At 65.0% G+C, this 21,366-nt stretch carries 18 protein-coding genes; 3 read left to right on the forward strand and 15 right to left on the reverse strand.

Annotated features, from left to right (window positions below; all coding sequences use genetic code 11):
* Positions 1-104: 104 nt before the first annotated feature.
* The 13 genes from P0R31_RS35335 to P0R31_RS35395 form a co-directional block, all read right to left on the reverse strand.
* A complete protein-coding gene (locus P0R31_RS35335) occupies positions 105-1,757 on the reverse strand; it encodes an NAD-dependent malic enzyme (RefSeq protein ID WP_275519365.1) in 1,653 nt (550 codons plus the stop codon).
* A 406-nt stretch (positions 1,758-2,163) separates the two neighbouring features.
* Positions 2,164-4,488 (reverse strand): mechanosensitive ion channel domain-containing protein, encoded by a 2,325-nt coding sequence (locus P0R31_RS35340; RefSeq protein WP_275519367.1) that lies wholly within the window; start codon positions 4,486-4,488, stop codon positions 2,164-2,166.
* 827 nt (positions 4,489-5,315) lie between these two features.
* Positions 5,316-6,353: a patatin-like phospholipase family protein gene (locus P0R31_RS35345; RefSeq protein WP_275519369.1), complete on the reverse strand. Its 1,038-nt coding sequence runs from the start codon at positions 6,351-6,353 to the stop codon at positions 5,316-5,318.
* Positions 6,350-7,279 (reverse strand): polyphosphate kinase 2 family protein, encoded by a 930-nt coding sequence (locus P0R31_RS35350; RefSeq protein WP_275519371.1) that lies wholly within the window; start codon positions 7,277-7,279, stop codon positions 6,350-6,352. Before P0R31_RS35350 ends, P0R31_RS35345 begins: the two co-directional genes overlap by 4 nt.
* Positions 7,239-8,258: a branched-chain amino acid ABC transporter permease gene (locus P0R31_RS35355; protein WP_275519373.1), complete on the reverse strand. Its 1,020-nt coding sequence runs from the start codon at positions 8,256-8,258 to the stop codon at positions 7,239-7,241. Before P0R31_RS35355 ends, P0R31_RS35350 begins: the two co-directional genes overlap by 41 nt.
* A complete protein-coding gene (locus P0R31_RS35360) occupies positions 8,255-9,136 on the reverse strand; it encodes a branched-chain amino acid ABC transporter permease (protein ID WP_036006719.1) in 882 nt (293 codons plus the stop codon). Before P0R31_RS35360 ends, P0R31_RS35355 begins: the two co-directional genes overlap by 4 nt.
* 5 nt (positions 9,137-9,141) lie before the next feature.
* On the reverse strand, positions 9,142-9,846 hold the full coding sequence (locus P0R31_RS35365) for an ABC transporter ATP-binding protein (RefSeq protein ID WP_275519375.1): 705 nt from the start codon (positions 9,844-9,846) through the stop codon (positions 9,142-9,144).
* Positions 9,847-9,849: 3 nt separating this feature from the next.
* Entirely contained in the window at positions 9,850-10,617 is a 768-nt protein-coding gene (locus P0R31_RS35370; protein ID WP_275519377.1) for an ABC transporter ATP-binding protein, read from the reverse strand.
* Positions 10,618-10,629: 12 nt separating this feature from the next.
* Positions 10,630-11,952, reverse strand: coding sequence for an ABC transporter substrate-binding protein (locus tag P0R31_RS35375; RefSeq protein WP_275519379.1), 1,323 nt, complete (start codon positions 11,950-11,952; stop codon positions 10,630-10,632).
* A gap of 93 nt (positions 11,953-12,045) precedes the next feature.
* A complete protein-coding gene (locus P0R31_RS35380; RefSeq protein ID WP_275519381.1) occupies positions 12,046-12,750 on the reverse strand; it encodes an NUDIX hydrolase in 705 nt (234 codons plus the stop codon).
* Between the two features lie 28 nt (positions 12,751-12,778).
* The gene (locus P0R31_RS35385; protein ID WP_036037483.1) at positions 12,779-13,804 is read right to left on the reverse strand and encodes an ABC transporter substrate-binding protein; all 1,026 of its coding nucleotides are present in this window, start codon (positions 13,802-13,804) and stop codon (positions 12,779-12,781) included.
* 148 nt (positions 13,805-13,952) lie between these two features.
* The gene (locus P0R31_RS35390; RefSeq protein WP_275519383.1) at positions 13,953-14,741 is read right to left on the reverse strand and encodes an ABC transporter permease; all 789 of its coding nucleotides are present in this window, start codon (positions 14,739-14,741) and stop codon (positions 13,953-13,955) included.
* The gene (locus P0R31_RS35395) at positions 14,741-15,559 is read right to left on the reverse strand and encodes an ABC transporter ATP-binding protein (RefSeq protein ID WP_275519385.1); all 819 of its coding nucleotides are present in this window, start codon (positions 15,557-15,559) and stop codon (positions 14,741-14,743) included. The genes P0R31_RS35390 and P0R31_RS35395 overlap by 1 nt, the downstream gene beginning before the upstream one ends.
* 156 nt (positions 15,560-15,715) lie before the next feature.
* Between P0R31_RS35395 and P0R31_RS35400 the strand changes: the two genes are divergently transcribed.
* Positions 15,716-16,498, forward strand: coding sequence for an ABC transporter ATP-binding protein (locus P0R31_RS35400; protein ID WP_275519387.1), 783 nt, complete (start codon positions 15,716-15,718; stop codon positions 16,496-16,498).
* The gene (locus tag P0R31_RS35405) at positions 16,495-18,054 is read left to right on the forward strand and encodes an ABC transporter permease/substrate-binding protein (RefSeq protein ID WP_275519389.1); all 1,560 of its coding nucleotides are present in this window, start codon (positions 16,495-16,497) and stop codon (positions 18,052-18,054) included. Before P0R31_RS35400 ends, P0R31_RS35405 begins: the two co-directional genes overlap by 4 nt.
* Positions 18,055-18,057: 3 nt before the next feature.
* On the opposite strand, the gene P0R31_RS35410 is transcribed toward P0R31_RS35405, so the two are convergent.
* On the reverse strand, positions 18,058-19,770 hold the full coding sequence (locus tag P0R31_RS35410) for a sulfatase-like hydrolase/transferase (RefSeq protein WP_275519391.1): 1,713 nt from the start codon (positions 19,768-19,770) through the stop codon (positions 18,058-18,060).
* A gap of 210 nt (positions 19,771-19,980) precedes the next feature.
* On the reverse strand, positions 19,981-20,550 hold the full coding sequence (locus P0R31_RS35415) for a TetR/AcrR family transcriptional regulator (protein WP_275519437.1): 570 nt from the start codon (positions 20,548-20,550) through the stop codon (positions 19,981-19,983).
* A 190-nt stretch (positions 20,551-20,740) separates the two neighbouring features.
* On the opposite strand from P0R31_RS35415, the gene P0R31_RS35420 reads away from it, so the two are divergent.
* Positions 20,741-21,361 (forward strand): hypothetical protein, encoded by a 621-nt coding sequence (locus tag P0R31_RS35420; protein WP_275519393.1) that lies wholly within the window; start codon positions 20,741-20,743, stop codon positions 21,359-21,361.
* Positions 21,362-21,366 lie beyond the last annotated feature (5 nt).

Raw genomic sequence — 21,366 nt, forward strand, 5'->3', positions numbered from 1 at the left:
GCTGTGACGATTCCACCACAGTGACCTGTTCAGAATCGGGACAGATCAGCGAAGGATCAGCCCGATACGGCCCGCGAGCCGCGCGTTTCGGCGCGGCCCGATTTCTAGTACTTCGGCTCGTACATCTGCGACTGGACCAGAGCCTTCACGTCATTGGGCGCCGGACCATCGGCGAGCCCACGCTGATAGGCCACGTCCGCAACCGCCGCCGCGATGCGGATCGAGACCTCGCGGATGCGCGGCAATGCCGGATAGAGGCTGCCCTGTGCGAGGTCCTCCCTGCCGACGCAATCGGCGAGCGCATGCGCCGCTGCCATGAACATCTCGTCGGTCACGAGGCGCGAGCGGCTGGCGATGACGCCAAGGCCGACGCCCGGGAAGATGTAGGAATTGTTGCCCTGGCGCGGCACGAAGCTGCGGCCGTTGAGCTTGACCGGATCGTACGGGCTGCCGCAGGCGAACAGCGCGCGTCCCTCAGTGTAGCGATAGGCATCCTCCGCCGAGCACTCGGCCTTTGAGGTCGGGTTGGAGAGCGCGAACACGATCGGCTGCTCATTGAGCTCGGCCATCGCCTTGAGCACATCGGGCGTGAAGGCGCCGCCGACCGCCGCGACGCCGATGATCGCCGTCGGCTTCAGCGTCTTGATGGCGGTGAGGAAGTCGGCGATCGGCGCCTGATCGGTGTGCGCATAGCGCAGCTTGTGGCCATGAAGGCCCTCGCGCCCCGCAACGACGAGACCGCGGGAATCCACCAGCCAGTTGCGGGAAAGCGCATCCGCCTCGGAGGCCCCCTCCGCCATCATGGCGGAGACCACGAGATCGGCGATGCCGGTCGCCGCCTCGCCCGCGCCGAGGAACAGGATCTTCTGGTCCTTCAGCTTGCCCCCGGAGATTCGCAGAGCCGAGAACAGGCCGGCGAGCGCCACCGCCGCGGTGCCCTGGATGTCGTCGTTGAAGACGCAGGCCTCGTCGCGATATTTGTGCAGCAGCTTGAACGCCGAATGATTGGCGAAGTCCTCGAACTGGATCAGCACGCCCGGAAACGTCTTGCGCGCGGCTTGCATGAACTCGTCGACGAAGCTGTCATAGGCCTCGCCCGTCAGCCGCCGCTCGCGCAGGCCGAGATAATAGGGGTCGTTCAACAGCTCTTCGTTGTTGGTGCCGACATCGAGCACGATCGGCAGGCACGCTTCCGGATGCACGCCCGCGCAGGCCGAATAGAGCGAGAGCTTGCCGACGGGGATACCCATGCCGTTGGCACCGAGATCGCCAAGTCCCAAAATGCGCTCGCCGTCGGTGACGACGATCAGCCTGGCCTGGTAGGGCCAGTTCTTCAGGATCTCCGCGATCTGGCCGCGGTCGCGTGAGGAGATGAACATGCCGCGCGGCCGCTGGAAGATCAGGCCGTATTTCTGGCAGGCAAGCCCGACCGTCGGGGTGTAGATGATCGGCTGGATCTCGTCGATATTGTCGACGACGACGCGGAAGAACAGCGCCTCGTTGCGGTCATGCAGCGCGTTCAGGGCAACGTATTTTTCCAGATCCGTCGGCAGCGTGCGCAGATTGGTGAGCACGCGCTGAGCCTGCGTCTCCATCGTCAGCACACAGGGCGGCAACAGGCCGCGCAAGCCGAGTGCGGCGCGCTCCGCTTCCGTGAAGGCCGTGCCCTTGTTGAGCAGGGGGTCGCGCAGCAGCGTCATGCCGTGCGCGGTCTCGGATGATGTCGAATGGGCGCTGACCCGAGCAGGTCTATTCACGATTCCCCCAAGGAGTTTCTTATTGAACCGCAGCCATTGTCGGCCAGCGTTCAGTCGAGATCAAGGACGTAGCGACTCCGGCCGCGATCGTGATCTCGCACCGCAGCAGATTTTTGCAAACGCCTGGCACTTTCGCGCGAAAAGGTTAACTCGGCAGGGCACTAACTCCTCATGGTGGGGAGCCGCGTCAGCGCCATCTCGAACCATGGAGGCCCCTATCTCACCCGCGGCCATCCTTCGAGACGCCCGCCGTTGGCGGGCTCTCAGGATGAGGACGGAGTGCGCGACATCAGGATCAACGGGCACCGATGCCGATTAGCCTCATCCTGAGGAGGCGCGTAGCGCCGTCTCGAAGGACGAGGCGGGCGCTCAGGCCGCCGCCAAGAACTGATATGCGCTCGCCTGCTTATCCCGCCGCCCGCCGGGGCGTCAGATTGGCAGCGCTGTCCGCCGGCGGCGCGATGTGCATCAGGATGGTCTGCACCGACGATGCAACCTCGATCCCGTTCTGCTGGAAGCGCAGCTTCATGCGGCGGTTGAATTCGCGCTGGACCGGCCAGCGGCCGGCCTCAGTGCAGCGGATCTGGCCGACGATCGACACCATCGCGCCGTCGACCTTGTCGACGCCCCAAAGCTCGAGGTCGCCGCGGATGAGCGCGCGGAAATCCGCTTCACGGCGCATCTCGTCGACGATGTCCTTGAGGATCTGGCCGGCGCGGTCGGTGTCTTCCTTGTAGGCGACGTTGACGCTGACCGAGGCGTTGCCGGCGCCGCGGCTGGCATTGGTGATGGTCGTGACCGCGCTGAACGGCACGATGTGCACGGCGCCGTCGCCCGCGCGCAGGCGGATGGTGCGGATCGAGACGTTCTCGACGACGCCCGACAGCCCCGACACGCTAACGGTGTCGCCGACCTGCACCGTATTCTCCAGCAGCAGGAACAGGCCGGTGATGAGATCCTGCACCAGCTTCTGCGAGCCGAAGCCGATCGCAATGCCGACGATGCCGGCGCCCGCCAGCAGCGGCGCGACATTGACGCCGATCTCGCTCAACGCCGTCAGGCCGACGATCGTCGCGATCAGACAGAGCAGCGCGGTGCGCAGCATCGGCTGGAAGGTGCGCAACCGCGCGGCGCGGGCATAGTGCCCGTCCCGCGACAGCGTATTGATCTGGCGGTCCAGGAGCGCATTGCTGGCTTCCCAGATCGCCGCAGCGATGAGTACGGCGAGGCCGATGGTCACCACGGCCGAGATCAGCCGGCTGCCGATCTGGCCGCCATAGAACCAGACGATCGCGTCCACGCCCCAGACCTCGAGCACCGCCACGAAACCAATGAAGGCGATGACACCGGATACGATCCTGCGGAGCAGCGGCAGATAGCGGTTGGCACGGATCTCGAGGCCGGGAAAGCGCTGGAGGATCTCCGGATTGATGCGGAAGCCGCGGTCGATCAGGCTCAGCGTCAGCATGATGACGACACGCGCGACCAGCGCCACTGCGATGGTGCCGACGAAATATTGCAGCAGCAGCGAATAGCCGTTGCGGATGTTGAGCGCCCATACCGCCCACAGTGCGAGGTCGAGCGCGATGGCAAGATAGTGCCAGCCGCCGGCGATGCGGTTGCGCAAACGGTCCGCAATCCCCTGCCGCTCGGCCGGGGCGCGGATGGCATCGGCGACCTGGCGGCGGCATTGCAGGATGATGACGGCGATGAAGAGGTGCACGACCAGCATCACCATGCGCAGCAGCGCGGCGTAGCCGGCGCGGTGCAGGCCGAGCAGCAGCGCCACATTGGCAAAGGCGATGCCGGAGACGCCGACGCCGACGATTCGGCGCGCCCAGATCTCGATATAGGCGGCGGTCTCCGCGCGCACCGGAAACAGGCCGAACGGCCCCGCCAGCGCCCGAACCAGGCAGATGAGCCCGCGCGAGAACGCATAGGCGTTGACGACGGCGAGGATCACGAGGCGGACGGTTGTCGGTTCTCCGATCTCCGTCCCGAGCAGCGCGGTGGCGACGCCGACGAAGACGAGCACGGGAAGCAGCTCGAGTACGAAACGCCCGAGCACGAAGGGCAGGCGCAGCATGATCTGCCAGACCCGCGCAAGGCTGTGGCGTCGCTCCTGCATTTCAGGTGCCGGCGTAACGTCGGCGACTGACGATGGCGGGTCGGCAAGCGGCAGCGCCGGTGCCGGCAGGCGCGCGCTTTGCGGCACGCGTCCCTCCAGGAACGCGACCGGCCGGCGGATCAGGCGGAAGATCACCCATTCGGCCGAGAGGGCGCAGCCGAGCACCAGCGCGAGCTTCCAGGCGATCTCGATCAGAAGATTGTAAGCCGCAGGATCGTTCGCGGTGCGCACGATCCAGTAATAGAACGCCGGAAAATGCGTGAGCGTCCGCGCCATGCCGGCGATCTCACGCGAGATTTCGCCGATCTCCTCCGAGACCGTGAGCATGAGCTGCGCACCGAGGCCGTCGGCCGAAAGCGGGATCGGCGAATTCGGCTGCGGCGCGGGCTGTTGCGGACCAGACGCGTTGGCGATCGCACGGAGCGTATCGATCATCTGCGCGCGCTTCTTGTCGTCCTGAAGCGTGTCCAACGCTCGCCTGGCTTCGTCAGGCGATAGCGCCGCGGCACCGTTCGCGGCCGGCGCATCGGCGCGGGCGCAGGAGAGAGAAGAGATCGCAAGGAAAAGAGCGGCGAGAAGCGCCGGGACAAGCTTTTGCGACACGCAGATTCCCTGGAAAAGTGAATGTGCTCGCAGGTAGCGTGGCCGCCACCGCCGAAGCACATCCGTCATGTCGGATCGGCGCTATTCGCCCCCAGCCTGTGTCGGAAGTTGGCCTTTGGGACGACATTCTCTTGGCATTTGCCGCAGCGCAGGATCGGGAGTTGATGTCCCGGCGAGCCTCATCAGGCAGCGCGCGCAAGACCTCTGTGCGGATCGACAGGAGGATTAAGAATGCGGGGTGTCAAAGGACTTTGTTGCGGCGGCCTTCACGGCAATCCGACACGATCGACGGGCTCAAAATACAGCGCCGGGAAGGTAGGGGCTTTGCCTCACTGATGCAGCCCGCTAAACCTTCTCCCGGCGTGCCGTTCGCGGTTTCTGCCGCTATGCGATAGTCCGAACGAGCTCCATCGCAATTAACGCGGCTGGATTTGCGGAGGTGGCGTCATAGACCTCCCCTTGCTCATGAGGTGGACGTTGCGCGTCGCTTGTTTGCGACCGCGGGCATGGTCCTCCTGCGACACAAAACTGTCAAGCGGGATCAATGGCGCAAAGGATCACAATTGAACGCGCGAGTTCCTTGGACGGCTGCGCCCGATGGTGAGTTGCTGCACCTGGCAATCAGGAGCACGCGCGCGCCGGGCGAGGACATTGAGCGAGACAGCCGGCATGGTGACATCATGCCCCTGTTTTGCCCGACAAGGCAACCTGACTTCGTGAAATCCGCATCACGGATGATGAGCGGGATAAGCCATTGATTCCGCTATGCCTGGCTACTGTGCATGGGGTTGTTTTTCGCGTTTTTTGTCATTGGCCGGCTCGGTCGCCTAGAGAAACATCTCCGTCAGGTCGACCGTCGAGGCCTTTCCGATCTGGTCGAAGTTTCGCGCCAGCCAGCTTCGCGCCGCCGCGCGGCCCTCGTCGCGCAGGCGGCACAATAGGCTCCATTCGGGGTGGAACTGCGTGGCCGTGCCGAGCTGCGACATCAACGCGTCGTTGCCGATCCAATGCATGTACATGCGGCTGTGCTTATTGCTGTCGAGCTCGCCGTCATCGATCAGCCGGGTGGCGAAGGCGATCGCGCGCATCTCGCGCATCAAGGATGAATTGAAGCTGATCTCGTTGATTCGGTGCAGGACATCGGCAGCGCTGCCCGGCAGCTCGTCGCGCCGGATCGCCGTCACCTGCACGATGACCACGTCGTGACTGCCCTTGCGGTAGATCAACGGATAGATCGCGGGATTGCCGAGATAGCCGCCGTCCCAGTAATGCTCGCCATCGATCTCGACGGCCTGGAAATAGGGCGGCAGGCAGGCCGACGCGAGCACGGTCTCCGCCGTCAGCAGCGGGCTCTGGAACACCTTGATCTTGCCGGTGCGGACGTTGGTGGCGTTGAGAAACAGCTGCGGCGCATCCGGCGAGGAATTGAGCCGGTCGAAATCGATCACGCGCTGCAGCAGCGCGCGGAGCGGATTGAAGTGAAAGGGATTGAGCAGGTTCGGCGGCAGCGTGTGTGTCAGCGTATGGATGAATGCGTGGACCGGATGATATTCCGGCGGCAGCTTCAGGGCCTGGATCCACTGGTTCAGCGGCGACATCAGATCGTACGCCATGTCCATGCGCGAGACTTCGTACCAGAATGCGTGCAGGCTCTCCCGCGCGGCCTCCGCGCCCCCATGCGCCATGCCGGAGGCCATCGCGACCGCATTCATCGCGCCGGCACTGGTCGCGCTGATCGCCTCGATCGCGAGCCTGCCGTCCTCGAGCACCTGGTCGAGCACGCCCCAGACGAAGGCGCCGTGCGCGCCGCCGCCCTGGAGCGCGAAGTTGACGTTCTTGCAGTTCGTGGTCCCGCCAGCTGTCACTTTGCTTGCCTCTTGCCTCCCGTCCCTTCTTTCTCCAGCGCCTTGCGCACCTGCTTGAACTCCTCCAGCGAGGCCCTGTCGGCGCGGGGGAAGCGCAGGTCGAGCTTTTCCAGCTCGGCGTTGATCACCGAGCCGATCACGACGCGCGCGAACCATTTGTGGTCGGCGGGCACGACGTACCAGGGCGCGTGGGAGGTCGCGGTGTGGCGGACGATGTCCTGGTAGACCGCCTGGTAGCGTGGCCAAAGCGCACGCTCCCTGATGTCGTCCATGGAGAACTTCCACTGCTTGGCCGGATCGTCCAGCCGCGCGAGGAAGCGCTCGCGCTGCTCTTCCTTGGAGATGTTGAGGAAGAACTTCAGCACCACGGTGCCGTTACGGCAGAGATAGCGCTCGAAGGCGGAGATGTCCTCGAACCGCTCCTTCCAGATGTTCTTGGTCACGAGCTTTGGCGGCAGCTTCTCCTTGGCGAGAATCTCGGGATGCACGCGCGTCACCAGGCATTCCTCGTAATGCGAGCGGTTGAAGATGCCGATATGGCCGCGCTCGGGCAGCGCGACCGCGTGACGCCAGAGGAAGTCGTGGTCGAGCTCCTTGCTGCTCGGCGCCTTGAAGGCCGTGACCTCGCAGCCCTGCGGATTGATGCCCTCGAAGATCGCCTTGATCGCGGAGTCCTTGCCGGCGGCGTCCATCGCCTGGAACACGATCAGGAGCGACCAGCGGTCCTGCGCGTAGAGCTTCTCCTGAAACGCGATCAGCCGTTTCTTGTTGGCGTCGAGGATCGCCTGCGCCTTCTCCTTGTCGAGATCGCCCTTCTCGTCGGTCTTGTGGTCCTTGAGGTGAAACTTGCCCGAGCCATCGTAGCGAAACGGCGTGATGTAGCGGTCAAGCTCCTGGGCGAGCGACTTGGACGGCTTTTTGCTCATGAGCGCGGGGCACCTTGCGTTGCAACTTCAATCGGTCGAGCAAGCTACCAAGGATGCCCTTGGGAAGGAATATGATGAAGAGCACGAGCAGCACGCCGTAGACGAGATTGTCCCAGCCGACCGCCTTGGTGCCGAATCCGATGCGCAGCGTTTCCGCCAGCAGGATGGTGATGATGGCGCCGACGGTCGGGCCGAGCGAGACGAACAGGCCGCCGACGATCGCGGCGAACACCATCTGCAGAGAGACCGCGATGCCGCTGACCGTGTCGGGCGTGATGAACATCTGGTACTGGCAGTAGATCGCGCCCGCCAGAGCCGTCATCACCGCGCTGAGCAGCGTGATCTTCAGCTTCTCGGCGGTGACGTCGACACCGGCCGCGGCCGCAGCATCCTCGTCCTCCGAGATCGCCTCCAGCGCATAACGCGCCATGCTGCGGTCGACCCAGTGCCAGACCACGATGCCGAACAGCCAGACCGCAAGCGCGATCAGGTACCAGGTCGTCTTGTCGTCGAATTGCAGCGCCAGCAGCCTGTTGCCGGACGCGCGGTTCGGGGTGTAGCCGAGCGAGCCGCCGGTATAGTCGCGCGTCGCGGTGATGACCTGGAGCACGATGCCTGACAGCGCCAGCGTCACCAGCACGAAATAGTGCCCGGTGATACGAAAGCGGAAGCAGGGATAGCCGACGATCATCGCCAGCGCGCCGGCCGCCGCCATGCTGATGGGAATGCCGATCCAGGGCGACAGGCCTGCGTGATTCCACAACAGCGCGGTGACGTAAGCGCCGATCCCCATGAAGCCGCCATGGCCGAGCGAGACGAGGCCGAACCTCCCCATCATCGACCAGGACGTATAGGCGAACGACCAGATCAGGATCAGCACCAGGATGTGCAGATGATAGGGATCGCGATAGACGAAGGGCAGCGCGACCAGCGCCGCCAGCCCCACGCCCCATGCAGCAAACCGCCCCTGCCCCATCATCGGCGCCTCGCAAGCAGGCCCGCGGGCCGGATGAACATCATGACGATGAAGAACGCGAAGGCCAGCACATAGCCCCATTCGAGGTCGGAGAACAGGCCCCCGAGCGAGATGATCTCGGCGAACACGAAGGCGGCGATGAAGCCGCCGATGAAATTGCCGAGGCCGCCGAGCACGCAGATCAGGAAGGTGATCGGCCCGAAGGACAGGCCGACGAAGGGATGCACGTCGTATTGCAGCACCAGGAGGCAGGCGGCGAGGCCGGCGAGCGCGCCGCCGAGCGCCGACGTGATCAAGTAGATCCGCTTGGTGTCGACGCCCATCAGCGCCATGATCTGGCGGTCCTGCGAGATGGCACGGATCGCAGTGCCGGTGAAGGTGCGCGTCATGAACAGATAGACCGCGACCATGCCGACCAGCGCGGCGACGAACGAAAGCAGTCGTGCGTAGCTGAAATTCATGTCGCCGAAGGCGAGCACCGGCAGGCGGATGCCGAGATTGCGGAAGTCGATGCCGAAGGCAACGGTGGCAAAGCTCTGTAGCACGAACAGCACCCCGCCGGTCGCGAGCAGCTGGTTGATCGGTGGCGCGGTCAGCAGCGGCGCGATGACGAGGTAGTGCAGCGCCGCACCAAGCACGGCAACCAGCAGGATAGTGAGCGGGGCAGCGACGAAATAGCTGACGCCGTAATATTGCACCATGAAATACATGCCGTACATGCCGATCATGACGAGCTCGGCATAGCAGATCCAGGTCACGTCGATGACACCGAAGATCAGGTTGAGCCCGAGCGCAAGAAGCGCCAGCACGCCGCCGAGCAGAATGCCGTTGATGACGGCCTCCAGCAGATAGATGTCGAATACGTCCAGGAACGCCTGCATGCCCATCACACCCCGAGATAAGCTTCCTTGACCGTGTCGCTCGCCAGCATCTCGGCCGACGTGCCGGACGCGCGGATCGTACCCGCTTCGATCAGATAGGCGCGGTCGACCACCTTGAGCACCTGCTGCACGTTCTGCTCGACGATCAGCACGGTCAGCCCGCTGGCACGGATCCGCTTCACCAGCTCGAACACCTGCTGCACCACCACCGGCGCGAGCCCCGCCGAGGGCTCGTCGAGCAGCAACAGCTTCGGATTGGACATCATCGCGCGGCCGATCGCGCACATCTGCTGCTCACCGCCGGACATGGTGCCGGCCATCTGGTGGCGGCGCTCCTTCAGACGCGGAAACAGCTCGAACACGACCTCGAGGCGCTCGGCGTAGCGGTCCCGCGCCTCCTTCATGAAGGCGCCCATCTTGAGATTGTCGTCAACCGTGAGCTGCGGAAACAGCCGCCGGTTCTCCGGCACATGCGCAATGCCGAGGCTGACGATCTTGTGCGACGGCGTCGCCACCAGGTCGACGCCCTCCATCTTGATCGATCCGCGCGACGGACGGATCAGGCCGGAGATGACGCGCATCAAGGTGGTCTTGCCGGCGCCGTTGGGGCCGATCACGCCAACGGCTTCGCCGGCCTTCACGTCCAGATTGACGTCGAACAGCGCCTGGAAGGTGCCATAGCCGGCATTGACGCCGCGAAGCTCCAGCATCGCCTACCCCCCTGCGCGGCGGCGCACTTCGGCGGCCGCGGCCTGCGTGGTCTCGGCATCGGTGCCGAGATAGACCTCGATGACGCGCGGATCGCCGGCGACCGCGCTCGGCAGGCCTTCCGAGATCTTCTCGCCGTGATCGAGCACCATGACGCGGTCGACGACGCGCATCAGGACGCCCATGATGTGCTCGACCCAGATGATGGTGATGCCGAGCTCGTCGCGGATATTGCGCAGCATGTCCGCGGCCTGATCCATCTCGGCCTCGTCGAGCCCGCCGAGGCTCTCGTCGGCGAGCAACAACTTCGGCGCGGTGGCGAGGGCCTTCGCCAGCTCGAGCTTCTTCAGCCCCGCCGCGCCGAGCCCATCGACGCTGGCATGGCGGTCGGTCGGCAGGCCGACCATCGCCAGCGACCGCTCGGCCGCCTCCTCCGCCTTGGCGCGGCTGTGGCGGCCCTGGCCGTAGAAGCCGGCAAGCGCGACGTTCTCGAAAATGCTGAGGCGGCGGAACGGCCGCGGGATCTGGAAGGTCCGCCCGATGCCGCTGTTGATGATCCGGTGAGGCGCAAGGCCCGCGATCTCGTGCCCGGCGAACAGGATCGATCCGGAGGTCGGCGCCAGCGTGCCGGAGAGCATGTTGAAGATCGTGCTCTTGCCCGAGCCGTTGGGGCCGATCAGGCCCAGGATCTCGCCCTGGTCGACCCGAAACGAGACGTTGTTCACGGCGGTGAAGCCGCCAAACCGCTTCACCAATCCGCTGACTTCCAACACCGCAGAACTCCGCTACTGGTTGCTGTAGGTGGTGCCCTTGGGCAGCGGCAGCACAGCCTCGCGCTGCGCCTGGCTCTTGGGCCACACCACATAGGATTTGTCGTCGACGTATTGGATCACGACCGGGAACGAGCGCTCGTTCTGGCCGGCCATTGGCGAGCCCTCGCCGTGGAATTTGACGCCGAAGCCGAGCATGGTGCCACCTTCGGGTATGTCGGTGTCCAGTGCTGCCTTGCGCAGGGAGTCGGGATCGACGCCGCCATATTTCTTGATCGCTCGCGGCAGCACGTCGTTCAGGAACAAATAGGTGTTCGACGCAGCCATGCCGACATGGGCCGAACGGATGGCGACGCCCGGCTTGCGCTTGTCGAACTCCTCGCCGACCGCCTTGATGATCGGCGGCAGCTTCGGATCCATGCTCTTCTGGTTGGCGAGCCAGATCGAAATCGGATCGGTGTTGAAGACGTAGTTTACGTCGGCGCCCAGGCCTTCCTTCAACTTCTCATAGACCCCGTAGCCGGCGCCATGACCTACCAGTGCGCCGAACTTCAGCCCCTGTTCGCGGGCTTGCCGAAGCAACAGGGTGATGTCGGGATTATAGCCGGTATGGAACACCACATCCGGCTTGGCCCGCTTCAGCTTGGTGACCAGCGCAGACAGATCCGGGGCCGTCGCCGAATAGCCCTCTCTGAGCACGATGTTGAAACCGGCCTTCTTGGCACCGGCCTCGTTGCCTTTGGCAACGTCGACGCCGTAGGCGCCGTCCTCGTGGATGATGGCGACCCGCAGGTCCTTCGGGTCCTTGCCCAGCTTTTCCTTCGCGTTCTGCGCGATGAAGTCCATCGTCATCATGCCGAACTGGTCGCCGGAGGCCTGCGGGCGAAACACGTATTTGTAGTTCTTGTTCTCCAGCACCGCCGACGAAATGCAGGTCGTGATCCACATGAACTTCTTCAGCTGCTCGACCCGCGCTGCCACCGGCACGCATTGCGCCGAGGAGAAGAAGCCGAGCAGCATGTCGACCTTTTCCTGCTCGATCAAACGGATCGCTTCATTGATGGCGATATCCGGCTTGCTCTGAGCATCGGCATAGATCGCCTCGATCTTGTAGCCTTCGACGTCTTTCGCGCTGTACTGATCCAGCATGATCCTTGCGCCGGTATATTGCAGCTCCGAACCGCCGCCGGCGAGCGGGCCGGTCAGATCGTAGATGACGCCGATCTTGAGCTTTTTCTCTTGAGCTTTCTCTTGGGCCTCGGCGGACGCCGCCAAGCCCGTCGCTGATATCGCGACCAACAGCCCACGTACCAAGCGGGCAGCCATGCGCAGGCGCATCAAAACCTCCCTGGACGATTTGTGCATTGCATTCTTGGTGCAATTCTTCGGCCCATCACATGGGCTGCGCGCGGCGATGTCAAGCCTCGCGCATCAGCGCGCTGCGAACTGCTGCTCGACGAAGGCCGTGACAAATCGCGGCATGGACGGCCTGAGATCGCTGGTCCCGCGGACGAGATGAATGGCGGACAGCTCCGGCTCGGTCTCGCGCGCAAGGTTGGCTTCGATCCGGGCGCGAGCCACATCGCCCGGCATGTCCAGGTTGATGACCTGCAACATCGCGATCGTCGGGCCCGTGACCACGCAATGCCAGCCCGGCTCGATCCGACAGTCGGCCGCGGTCAGGCCGGTCTCCTCGCCGAGCTCGCGGACGACACTGCCGGGAATATCGAGCGCGCCGTCGCTGACATCGTCGAGATCAGGCGTTCCCGAGGGGAAATAGATGCGGCCCGCATTGGCGGTGTGGGGCGCCATCTCGCCCATGATGAAGGCGCCGTCGGAGGCGCGCAGCGCGCCCATGCCGAAGCCGTTGAACACGGCCTTGTCGGGAAAGCCCCAGTCGCGCCAGGCGAGGAAGCTTGCAAAATCCGTCTCGAAATAGGTCGCCGTCAGGTGACCGTCGTTGAACACGGCGTCGCGCCCGAGCAGGACGCGGCCGTTCCAGATTCTCGGCCGCTCGCGCTGCTTCTCGGCGAAATGCGCCGCGATCTCGGCGCGCCGTTCCTCGGCGAACGGCCAGACGATCGGCCGCACCGCAAGATCGAGCGTCGCGACGCGATGTATGACCGGTGACGTCATGACGCCTGATACCACGCCATCGCGTCGGCTATTTGGCGCTCCCCGTTGTCTTCTTGGCCTGCTCGACGAATTTGTTGGTGAAGGTCTTGCTGACGTCGATCTTGGCGTTCGCCACTTCGGGCGAGCCGACGCTGAACACTGCAAGCACGGCGTCCGCACCCTTCGGGTCCATCTTGCCGGTCTCGGAATACATCGGGATCGTATTCTTCAGTGCGGCAAGATAGAGGTCCTTGTTCTTGCCGACGGTCTGCTCGGGCATCTTCGCCATGATCTCCTCCGGCGTATGCGAATGGATCCAGGCGAGCGTGGCGAGAATCGCATTGGTGAGCGCCTGCGCCTCCTTCTCATGGCCGTTGATCCAGGCCACGGTCGAATACAGCGCGCCGCCCGGATATTCGCCGCCGAACGTCTCCAGCGTGTCTTTCTGGGTACGGGTGTCCGAGAGGATACGCAGATCCTTGTGGCTGCCCTGCAGCACGGTCACGGACGGATCGAGCATCACCGCCGCATCGATCTGGCCCTGCTCCATCGCGGCCACCGCGGTGGCCCCGAGGCCCACCCCGATCACGGCGACGCTGGTGGGATCGAGCCCGTTCTTCTTGAGCATGTATTTCAGGAAGAAGTCGGTGGAGGAGCCGGGCGCACTGACGCCGACCTTCTTGCCGGCGAGATCCTTGACCGACTTGATGTCGTTGGTGCGCGAGGGCGCGACCACCAGGACGAGGCCGGGATAGCGGTCATAGACCACGAAGGATTGCAGCTCCTGCTTCTTGGCGGCGAGATTGACGCAATGGTCGAAATAGCCGGAGACCACGTCGGCGCTGCCGCCGAGCACGGCTTTGAGCGCATCCGAGCCGCCCTTGAGGTCGACGAGCTCGACACTGACGCCGGCCTTCTCGTATTCGCCGAGCTGCTTGGCCAGTACCGTCGGCAGATAGCACAGGCAGGAGCCGCCGCCGACCGCGATGGTGACCTTGCTTTGCGCCGCGGCAAGCGAAGTGGTGAGCGTCAGCGCGAGCAGTGCGCCGGCGAGCCTGGCAATCGTGTTCTTCATTGGTTTCCTCCGTTCGGCCGCCGGCACCATAGAGCAGCGGGGCTGGCTTGAGAAGCTCCGCCTGAGCGGGCTAGCCATCAGCCCCTCGACGCAACAGCATGTCCAACGCACGTTCGGGATCGTCGACGCGATCAAATAGACCTGCTTCCTACCCCCGCCCGTCCGACGCGGCCGGCCGCCACACCAGGAGGCGCCGCTCCACCAAGGTGACACCGAAATCGATCAGGATGACGAAGGCCGACAGCACGAACATGCCGGCGAACACGCCGGCGACATCGAAGATGCCCTCGGCCTGCTGGATCAGATAGCCGAGCCCGGCCGCCGATCCCAGATATTCGCCGACCACCGCGCCGACCACGGCAAAGCCGACGGAGGTATGAAGCGACGAGAACATCCATGACAGCGCCGACGGCCAATAGACATGCTGCATCAACTGCCGCTCGCTCATGCCGAGCATGCGGCCATTGTCGAGCACGGTCCGGCTGACCTCCTTGACACCCTGATAGACATTGAAAAAGACAATGAAGAACACCAGGGTGACGCCGAGCGCGACCTTGGACCAGATGCCGAGCCCGAGCCACAGCGCGAAGATCGGCGCCAGCACGACACGCGGCAGGGCGTTGACCATCTTCACATAGGGGTCGAACACCGCGGCGACCAGCGGCTGGCGCGCGAACCAGAAGCCGACCAGCACCCCGCCGAGCGATCCGATCACGAAGGCGAGGATCGATTCCGCGAGCGTGATGCCGAGGTGCTTCCAGATCACGCCGGAGGCGAACCATTTCACGATCTGGCTGAACACGTCGACGGGGTTGGAGAAGAAGAACGGCGGCAGCAGGATCTTGCCGAACACCGGGACAGTCGACAGCACCTGCCACAGCACCAGGCCCACGACAGCGACCAGAACCTGCAGCGCAAACAGCGTCGTGCGCGACATCAGACCACCTCCGCCGCCTGGGTGGACTGTGCGTATCCCTTCATCACCTCGTCCTTCAGCACGCTCCAGATCTCGCGATGGAGCGCATGGAATTCCTTGTCGAGGCGCACCTCGAAAATGTCGCGCGGGCGGGCCAGGCCGACGCGCCAGTCGCCGATGATGCGCGAGGACGGCCCCGCCGACATGATCACGACGCGGTCGGCGAGCGCGATGGCCTCTTCGAGATCGTGGGTGACGAACAGCACGGCCTTGCGGTCGGCACTCCACAGATCGAGCAGCAGATTGCCCATCACCTGGCGCGTCTGCGCATCGAGCGGCCCGAACGGCTCGTCCATCAACAGGATCTTCGGATCGCGGATCAGCACCTGCGCCAGCGCCACGCGCTTGCGCTGGCCGCCCGAAAGCATGTGCGGATAGCGGTTCGCGAAGGCGCCGAGGCCGACGGCGGTCAGCCATTTCTGCGCCTGCGACAAGGCCTCCGTGCGCGGCGTGCCCTTGACCTCGAGCCCGATGGCGACATTGTCGAGCGCAGTCTTCCAGGGGAACAGCGCATCAGCCTGGAACAAATAGCCGGCATCCCGATTCAGCCCCGCCAATGGCTGGTCGAAGATCCTGACCCTGCCCGCGGCGGGTTTGAGCAGGCCCGCCGCGACGTTAAGCAGCGTCGATTTTCCGCACCCTGTGGGCCCGACAATGGCGACAAACTCGCCCTGTGCCACCGCAAGATGGGCCTTCTCCACCGCCGTATAGACCCGGCCGTCCCCCAGCCGGAACGCAACCTTGGCATCTTCCAGCGCCACTGCCGTGGGCGTCGTCATGTGCTTCCTCCAACTCAGGCCGATGCCTTAGCCGCTCGCGCGGCCAAGTTCAATCGAGGCGCCGGGCGTGCTACGCATGCTGTGCTGCCGCGCTCTTACCCTCCCCTGGAGGGGTCCCTGGAGCGGGAGGGTAAGAGAAGAGAGAGCTCACCTGCGATGTCTTCCAAGCCGGCGATCAGCTACCAGCACGTCACCAAGCGCTTCGGCTCCCTTGCAGCCGTCGATAACGTGTCGCTCGACATCGTCGAGGGTGAGTTTGTGGCCGTCGTCGGCGGCTCGGGCTCGGGCAAGACCACGCTGCTGCGGCTCGCCAACCGGCTGATCGAGGCCGATAGCGGCACCATCACCGTTGAAGGCGAGGACGTGCGGAATGTCGATCCGGTCGCGCTGCGGCGGCGGATCGGTTACGTCTTCCAGAGCGGCGGCCTGTTTCCGCATCTGAGCGTCGCCGACAATATCGGCATCACGCCGAAGCTGCTCGGCCAGCCGGAAACGGCCGTTGCAGGGCGCGTCGACGAACTGCTGGAGCTCGTCCAGCTCGACCGCGCAAAGCATCGCGACCGGCTGCCCGAGGCGCTCTCCGGCGGCGAGCGCCAGCGCGTCGGCGTGGCGCGGGCGCTCGCGGCAAGACCCCGCCTCGTGCTGATGGACGAGCCGTTCGGCGCGCTCGATCCCCTCACCCGCGATGCGCTCGGTGACGATTATCGCGCGCTGCACCGCAAGCTCGGCCTGACCACCGTGATGATCACCCATGACATGACAGAGGCGATCCTGCTCGCCGACCGCATCGCGGTGATGCGCGGGGGACGATTGCTCGCACAAGGTACGGCTGCGGAGCTCTCGAATAGCAGCGACGATTACGTGCTCGAACTGTTGCGTACCCCGCGGCGCCAGGTCGAGCGACTGAATGCGTTGCTGCCGACGGGCGGTGCGGCATGAGCCTCTTCACCGATCCGCGCTGGGGCGAGGCGCTGGCGCATCTGCCGGACTACCTTGGCAACCATGTGCGGGTGAGTCTTGCCGCGCTCGCGCTCGGCCTCGCGGTGAGCCTGCCGCTGGCGATCTTGACGCGCAATCGTCCGGCGCCACGCGGCATCCTGCTCGCGTTGGCCAGCATCGTGCAGACCGTACCCGGGCTGGCGCTGCTCGCGCTGTTCTATCCGCTGCTGCTGCTGGCTGCTTCCGTCACGCTGGCCTGGTTCGGCGTATCCTTCTCCGCGTTCGGCTTCCTGCCGGCGATGCTGGCGCTGGCGCTGTATTCGATGCTGCCGGTGCTGCGCAACGGCATCACCGGCCTCAACGGCATCGATCCCGCGCTGATCGAGTCTGCCGAGGGCGTCGGCATGACCGCGCGGCAATCGCTGCTGATCGTCGAGCTGCCGCTCGCGCTGCCGGTGATGATGGCCGGCATCCGCACCGCGGCGGTGTGGGTGATCGGCACCGCAACGCTGTCGACGCCGATCGGACAGACCAGTCTCGGCAATTACATCTTCGCCGGCCTCCAGACCCAGAACTGGGTATTCGTGCTGTTCGGCTGCGTGGCTTCCGCCCTGCTCGCGCTCGCAGTCGACCAGTTGCTCGGCCTGATCGAGAGCGGCCTGCGCCGCCGCAGCCGCGCGCGCAGCGGCCTCGGGGCGCTCGGAATCGCGGCGCTGGTCGCAGCAACGCTGGTGCCGACCATGGGGCGCTCGTCGTCAGGCTATGTGGTCGGCGCCAAAACTTTCGCTGAGCAATATGTGCTGTCGGCGTTGATGAGGGACCGCCTCCAGGCGGCGGGCCTCGCGGCGACCGCGCGCTCCGGCCTCGGCTCCAGCGTGGTCTTCGGGGCGCTGAAGGCCGGCGACATCGATCTCTATGTCGACTATTCCGGTACGCTCTGGGCCAACCAGCTGCATCGCACCGACATCAAGCCGCGCGCCGAGCTGGTGGCGGAATTGAAGGCGGCGCTCGCCAAGGACGACATCACCCTGCTCGGCGAGCTCGGCTTCGAGAACGCCTATGCGCTGGTGATGCCAAGACGACGCGCCGATGCGCTCGGCATCCGAACCGTCGCCGATCTCGCCGCACATTCGGCAACGCTGTCGATTGCCGGCGACTACGAGTTCTTCTCGCGCCCCGAATGGGCAGCGCTGCAAAAGGCCTATGGGCTGCAGTTCCGCGCCCAGCGCCAGATGCAACCGGACTTCATGTATGCGGCCGTGGCCAGCGGCGAGGTCGACGTCATCGCCGGTTACACCAGCGACGGCCTGATCGCCAAATACGAGCTCACAGCGCTCGACGATCCCAAACGCGCGATCCCGCCCTACGACGCCATCCTGCTGCTTGCGCCGAAGCGTGCCGGTGACGCGCGACTGCAGGCGGCGCTCAAGCCATTGCTCGGCAAGATCGACATCGCCACCATGCGCGAGGCGAACCTGCGCGCCAGCGGCAATGATGCGAATTCATCACCGGATGCGGTGGCGAGGTGGCTGTGGGAGAAGGTGGGCGGGCGATAAGGGCTACAGTCCCCGGATCATCCCTGCGTCGATCAGCAGCCGGTTCAGCCGCCGCGCCTCGGCGCCATCCTTGCAGCCGTAAAAGATGCCCTTGCAGCGGAGCATGATCTCCTTCTGCTCGGCGAAGGACGGGTCGAGCGGGATGCCGGCGGCTTCCTGAACAACCAGCGGCAGATAGGGACCGTCGATCGTGTCCATCACGGCCTGGCTTCCGACCGGCTCGAAATTGATGGCGTCGATGGCGTAATAGGTCGCGTAGAGGCGCGCATCGTAGGCGTCGAGCTTCTTGCCGATCGCGCCCTCGTCGAGCCCGGGCTCGAGGATGGCAGCCGCAAACTCCGGCTGATGATCGCCGTACCGCACGATCAGGAAGGGCTCGCCGGGAAAGGTCTTCTTCAAGCCGGCCACGAACGCCTTGTACTGCTCGGCACTCATGGTCTGGCGGCGCAGATATTCATCGATGGACGGCAGATTGCCCGGCGCGCGCCAATTCGGCAGCAGATCGGGACGGAAGCGGGTTTCCCAGGGGAAGTGGTTGGCACCGAGATAGATGAAAGCGAACAGCGGCTTGTTCGGCGGCTGCTGGCCGATCAGCTGAAGCGCCTTGTCGTAGAAGAAGCTGTCGGGCTCGACGTCCTTGGCGCCGAGATCCTTGGAATCGAGGAAGCGCTCGATTCCCGTCGTCATCTGGAAGCTGCGCGCGCCCATGAAGCCGCCATGGGCGGGATAGAGCGACAGCGTGTCGTAGCCGCAGCGACGCAGCGCCAGCGGCAGCCCGCGCTCGACCCGGTTCGAGGCGATGCGCGTGACGAAATAGGCGAAGCGGCCGAACGAACGCGAGGAGAGCCCAGCGAACACGTTGTATTCGGTGAACCAGCTCGGCCCGCCATTGCTCTCGGCAAGGAATGTGCGCTGCTTGCCGTCCCACGATTTGAAATGGTCGCCATAGCGCGGCGGCACCTTGATGCCCTGGGCGGCGCGGATGTCGAAGCTCGATTCATCATGGATCAAGATGATGTTGGGCCGGCGGCCCGCCGGGTGGCAGGCATCGACCAGCGGCATGTTGAGCCGCTCGCCAGTCGAAGCAGACGCCTCCATGAAGCCGTACTGCGCAAAGTCGGAGACGGCCGTGACGCCCGAGCGGAAGAATTTCGAGAGATAGCCGTCATCGTAATAGCCGCGCCAGGCCTCGTCCGGGTGATAGAGCGAATAGCCGACCAGGGCGGCGAGGCAGGCGAGCTTGCAGGCGAGCGCCGGCAGGCGGCGGATGCGGAACGGATCGAGCCACCACAGCGCATACATCAGCGGCAGCGTGACGAGACCGGCCAGGATCACCGACCAGCGCAGATTCGGGAAGATCGTGAAAAGGAACGCGACGGAGTCGCGGTCGATCATCATCAGGTCGATGAAGTTGACCGTCATCTGCACGACGTCGTGCTTGAGCCGCGACAGCAGCACCAGCACGACCACCATGGTCAGCGACAGCGCACCCGACAGCGCGGGGCGACGCAGCAGCGTGATCCAGAAGAAGTTGAGGATGCCCCAGGCCAGCGCGAAGGACAGGCGCGAGCCGAAATCGGTCTCGGTCTCGTACATCAGGGCGAGTGCCGCCAGATGCGGCGCTGCAACTGCGAGCAGCCGCCAGATGCCGAGCGCGGCGACGCTCGCCAGCACGGCCGTCGTGGCAGAAGGACCTGGATTGGGCGCGGACGCCATCGACGACACGCAACTTCTGGTCCGGCGCGGTGATGCCAAGCCTGGCTGGCCGACCTAAAAACAGCCAGGGCGTCCGGAGCAGCCGGAAGCCTGCACCGTGTCATAAAACTGTAACGGAATGGTCAAGGAGAGGCAACGCGCGGCGCGGTCCGACCTTCGCTTAATGTTAGCGGGCTGCGCCGTACGGCATCGACCAGAGCCGCTGGCCCGCTAGGGCTTTGCGATACCTGCGATGAACAGGTCGATCACCCCCTCCGCCATCCGCTCGATCTCGCCCTCCCCGACGCCCCAGCGCGGGAAATGGCCGTCGAGGTTCATTCGGGCGAAACCGTAGACGAGGGCGCGCCCGGCGATCTGGGTGCGCTTGAGGTCGGCCGACCGCAGCAGGCCTTGCTCTGCCGCATCGGCCAGCATCTGCTCTGTCAGCGCGATCAGCTCGGCGTTGTCTCGTGTCAGGTCCGGCGAGCTGCCATGGGCAAAATAGCGCCCGGTCGAGATGATCTCGAAATGCGCGGGATTGCGCAGGGCCCAACGCAAATAGGCGAGACCGAAGGCGCGGAAGCGGGCGAGCGGGGCGGCGGCCGGAGCCTCGCGCAGCGCCGCATCGATCTCGGCGCGAAAGCGCCGCTGCGCCTCCTCGGCCGCGGCCGCCATGAGCGCATCGCGCTTGGGAAAGTGTCGGAACGGCGCCCCCGGCGACACCGCGGCCCGGCGCGCGGCCTCCCGTACCGAGACTTCGGCGCCTTCCGCCGCGAGTTGCAGCGCAGCATCGATCAACACGCGGCGGAGGTCGCCGTGATGGTACGGCCGGGCTTCGGTGGCAGGGCGGCGGGCGCGCCGCTTGGACGGAGGACGGACAGGCATGGATTCTTCTAGCCTCACCCGAACGTGAATGTAAGCAATGATTACACCATTGACGGCGCGTTCACTGCCAAATGTAATCGTCGATTACATAGAGAGGGAGATCGCCATGTCCGAAGGTCGAAGCTGGCTCGAAGGCTGGCGCCTGCTGGCCGTCCTCTGCTTGAGCCTCGTCGCCCTCAGCCTATGGATCGCCTCGATGCGGCAGTTCGAGGTCGAGGGCGTTCGGATGGTGATCCGCTTCACGGCGCGAAGCTCGCTCCTGTTGTTCTGCCTCGCCTTCAGCGCCGTGGCGCTGGCGCGGCTGTGGCCCAATGCCTGGACGCGCTGGCAAAGGCGCAACCGCCGCTATCTGGGCCTTAGCTTCGCGGCCTCCCACGCCATCCACGCGGCGGCGATCATGACGTTTGCCGGGATGGATCCGGCCGGATTTGCCGAGGCCACCTCGGCGGCCTCCTACATCTTCGGCGGCATCGGCTACGGCTTCATCATCGCCATGAGCGCGACGTCGTTCGACCGTACCGCCGCACTGATCGGCCCGCGCGCCTGGCGGGCCCTGCACCTTGTGGGCGGCTATTACCTCTGGCTCCAGTTCATGGTCTCGTTCGGCAAGCGCGTGCCGACGATGCCGCTCTATGCCGCCTTCCTGCTTCCGCTGCTCATCGTAATGGCGCTGCGCATGATTGCGATGGCCCGCCATCCGCGTGGGCAGACCGTCCCGGCGGGCTGATGCGA

The sequence above is a fragment of the Bradyrhizobium yuanmingense genome (genome assembly GCF_029167105.1).
Taxonomy (GTDB): Bacteria; Pseudomonadota; Alphaproteobacteria; order Rhizobiales; family Xanthobacteraceae; genus Bradyrhizobium; species Bradyrhizobium yuanmingense_A.

Coding starts and splice junctions, on each gene's coding strand:
- P0R31_RS35390 (WP_275519383.1), bottom strand. CDS start 14,741: ATGTCGCGCACGACGCTGTTTGCGCTGCAGGTTCTGGTCGCTGTCGTG.
- P0R31_RS35410 (WP_275519391.1), bottom strand. CDS start 19,770: ATGGCGTCCGCGCCCAATCCAGGTCCTTCTGCCACGACGGCCGTGCTG.
- P0R31_RS35385 (WP_036037483.1), bottom strand. CDS start 13,804: ATGAAGAACACGATTGCCAGGCTCGCCGGCGCACTGCTCGCGCTGACG.
- P0R31_RS35395 (WP_275519385.1), bottom strand. CDS start 15,559: ATGACGACGCCCACGGCAGTGGCGCTGGAAGATGCCAAGGTTGCGTTC.
- P0R31_RS35405 (WP_275519389.1), top strand. CDS start 16,495: ATGAGCCTCTTCACCGATCCGCGCTGGGGCGAGGCGCTGGCGCATCTG.
- P0R31_RS35355 (WP_275519373.1), bottom strand. CDS start 8,258: ATGATGGGGCAGGGGCGGTTTGCTGCATGGGGCGTGGGGCTGGCGGCG.
- P0R31_RS35360 (WP_036006719.1), bottom strand. CDS start 9,136: ATGCAGGCGTTCCTGGACGTATTCGACATCTATCTGCTGGAGGCCGTC.
- P0R31_RS35420 (WP_275519393.1), top strand. CDS start 20,741: ATGTCCGAAGGTCGAAGCTGGCTCGAAGGCTGGCGCCTGCTGGCCGTC.
- P0R31_RS35375 (WP_275519379.1), bottom strand. CDS start 11,952: ATGCGCCTGCGCATGGCTGCCCGCTTGGTACGTGGGCTGTTGGTCGCG.
- P0R31_RS35365 (WP_275519375.1), bottom strand. CDS start 9,846: ATGCTGGAGCTTCGCGGCGTCAATGCCGGCTATGGCACCTTCCAGGCG.
- P0R31_RS35380 (WP_275519381.1), bottom strand. CDS start 12,750: ATGACGTCACCGGTCATACATCGCGTCGCGACGCTCGATCTTGCGGTG.
- P0R31_RS35350 (WP_275519371.1), bottom strand. CDS start 7,279: ATGAGCAAAAAGCCGTCCAAGTCGCTCGCCCAGGAGCTTGACCGCTAC.
- P0R31_RS35400 (WP_275519387.1), top strand. CDS start 15,716: ATGTCTTCCAAGCCGGCGATCAGCTACCAGCACGTCACCAAGCGCTTC.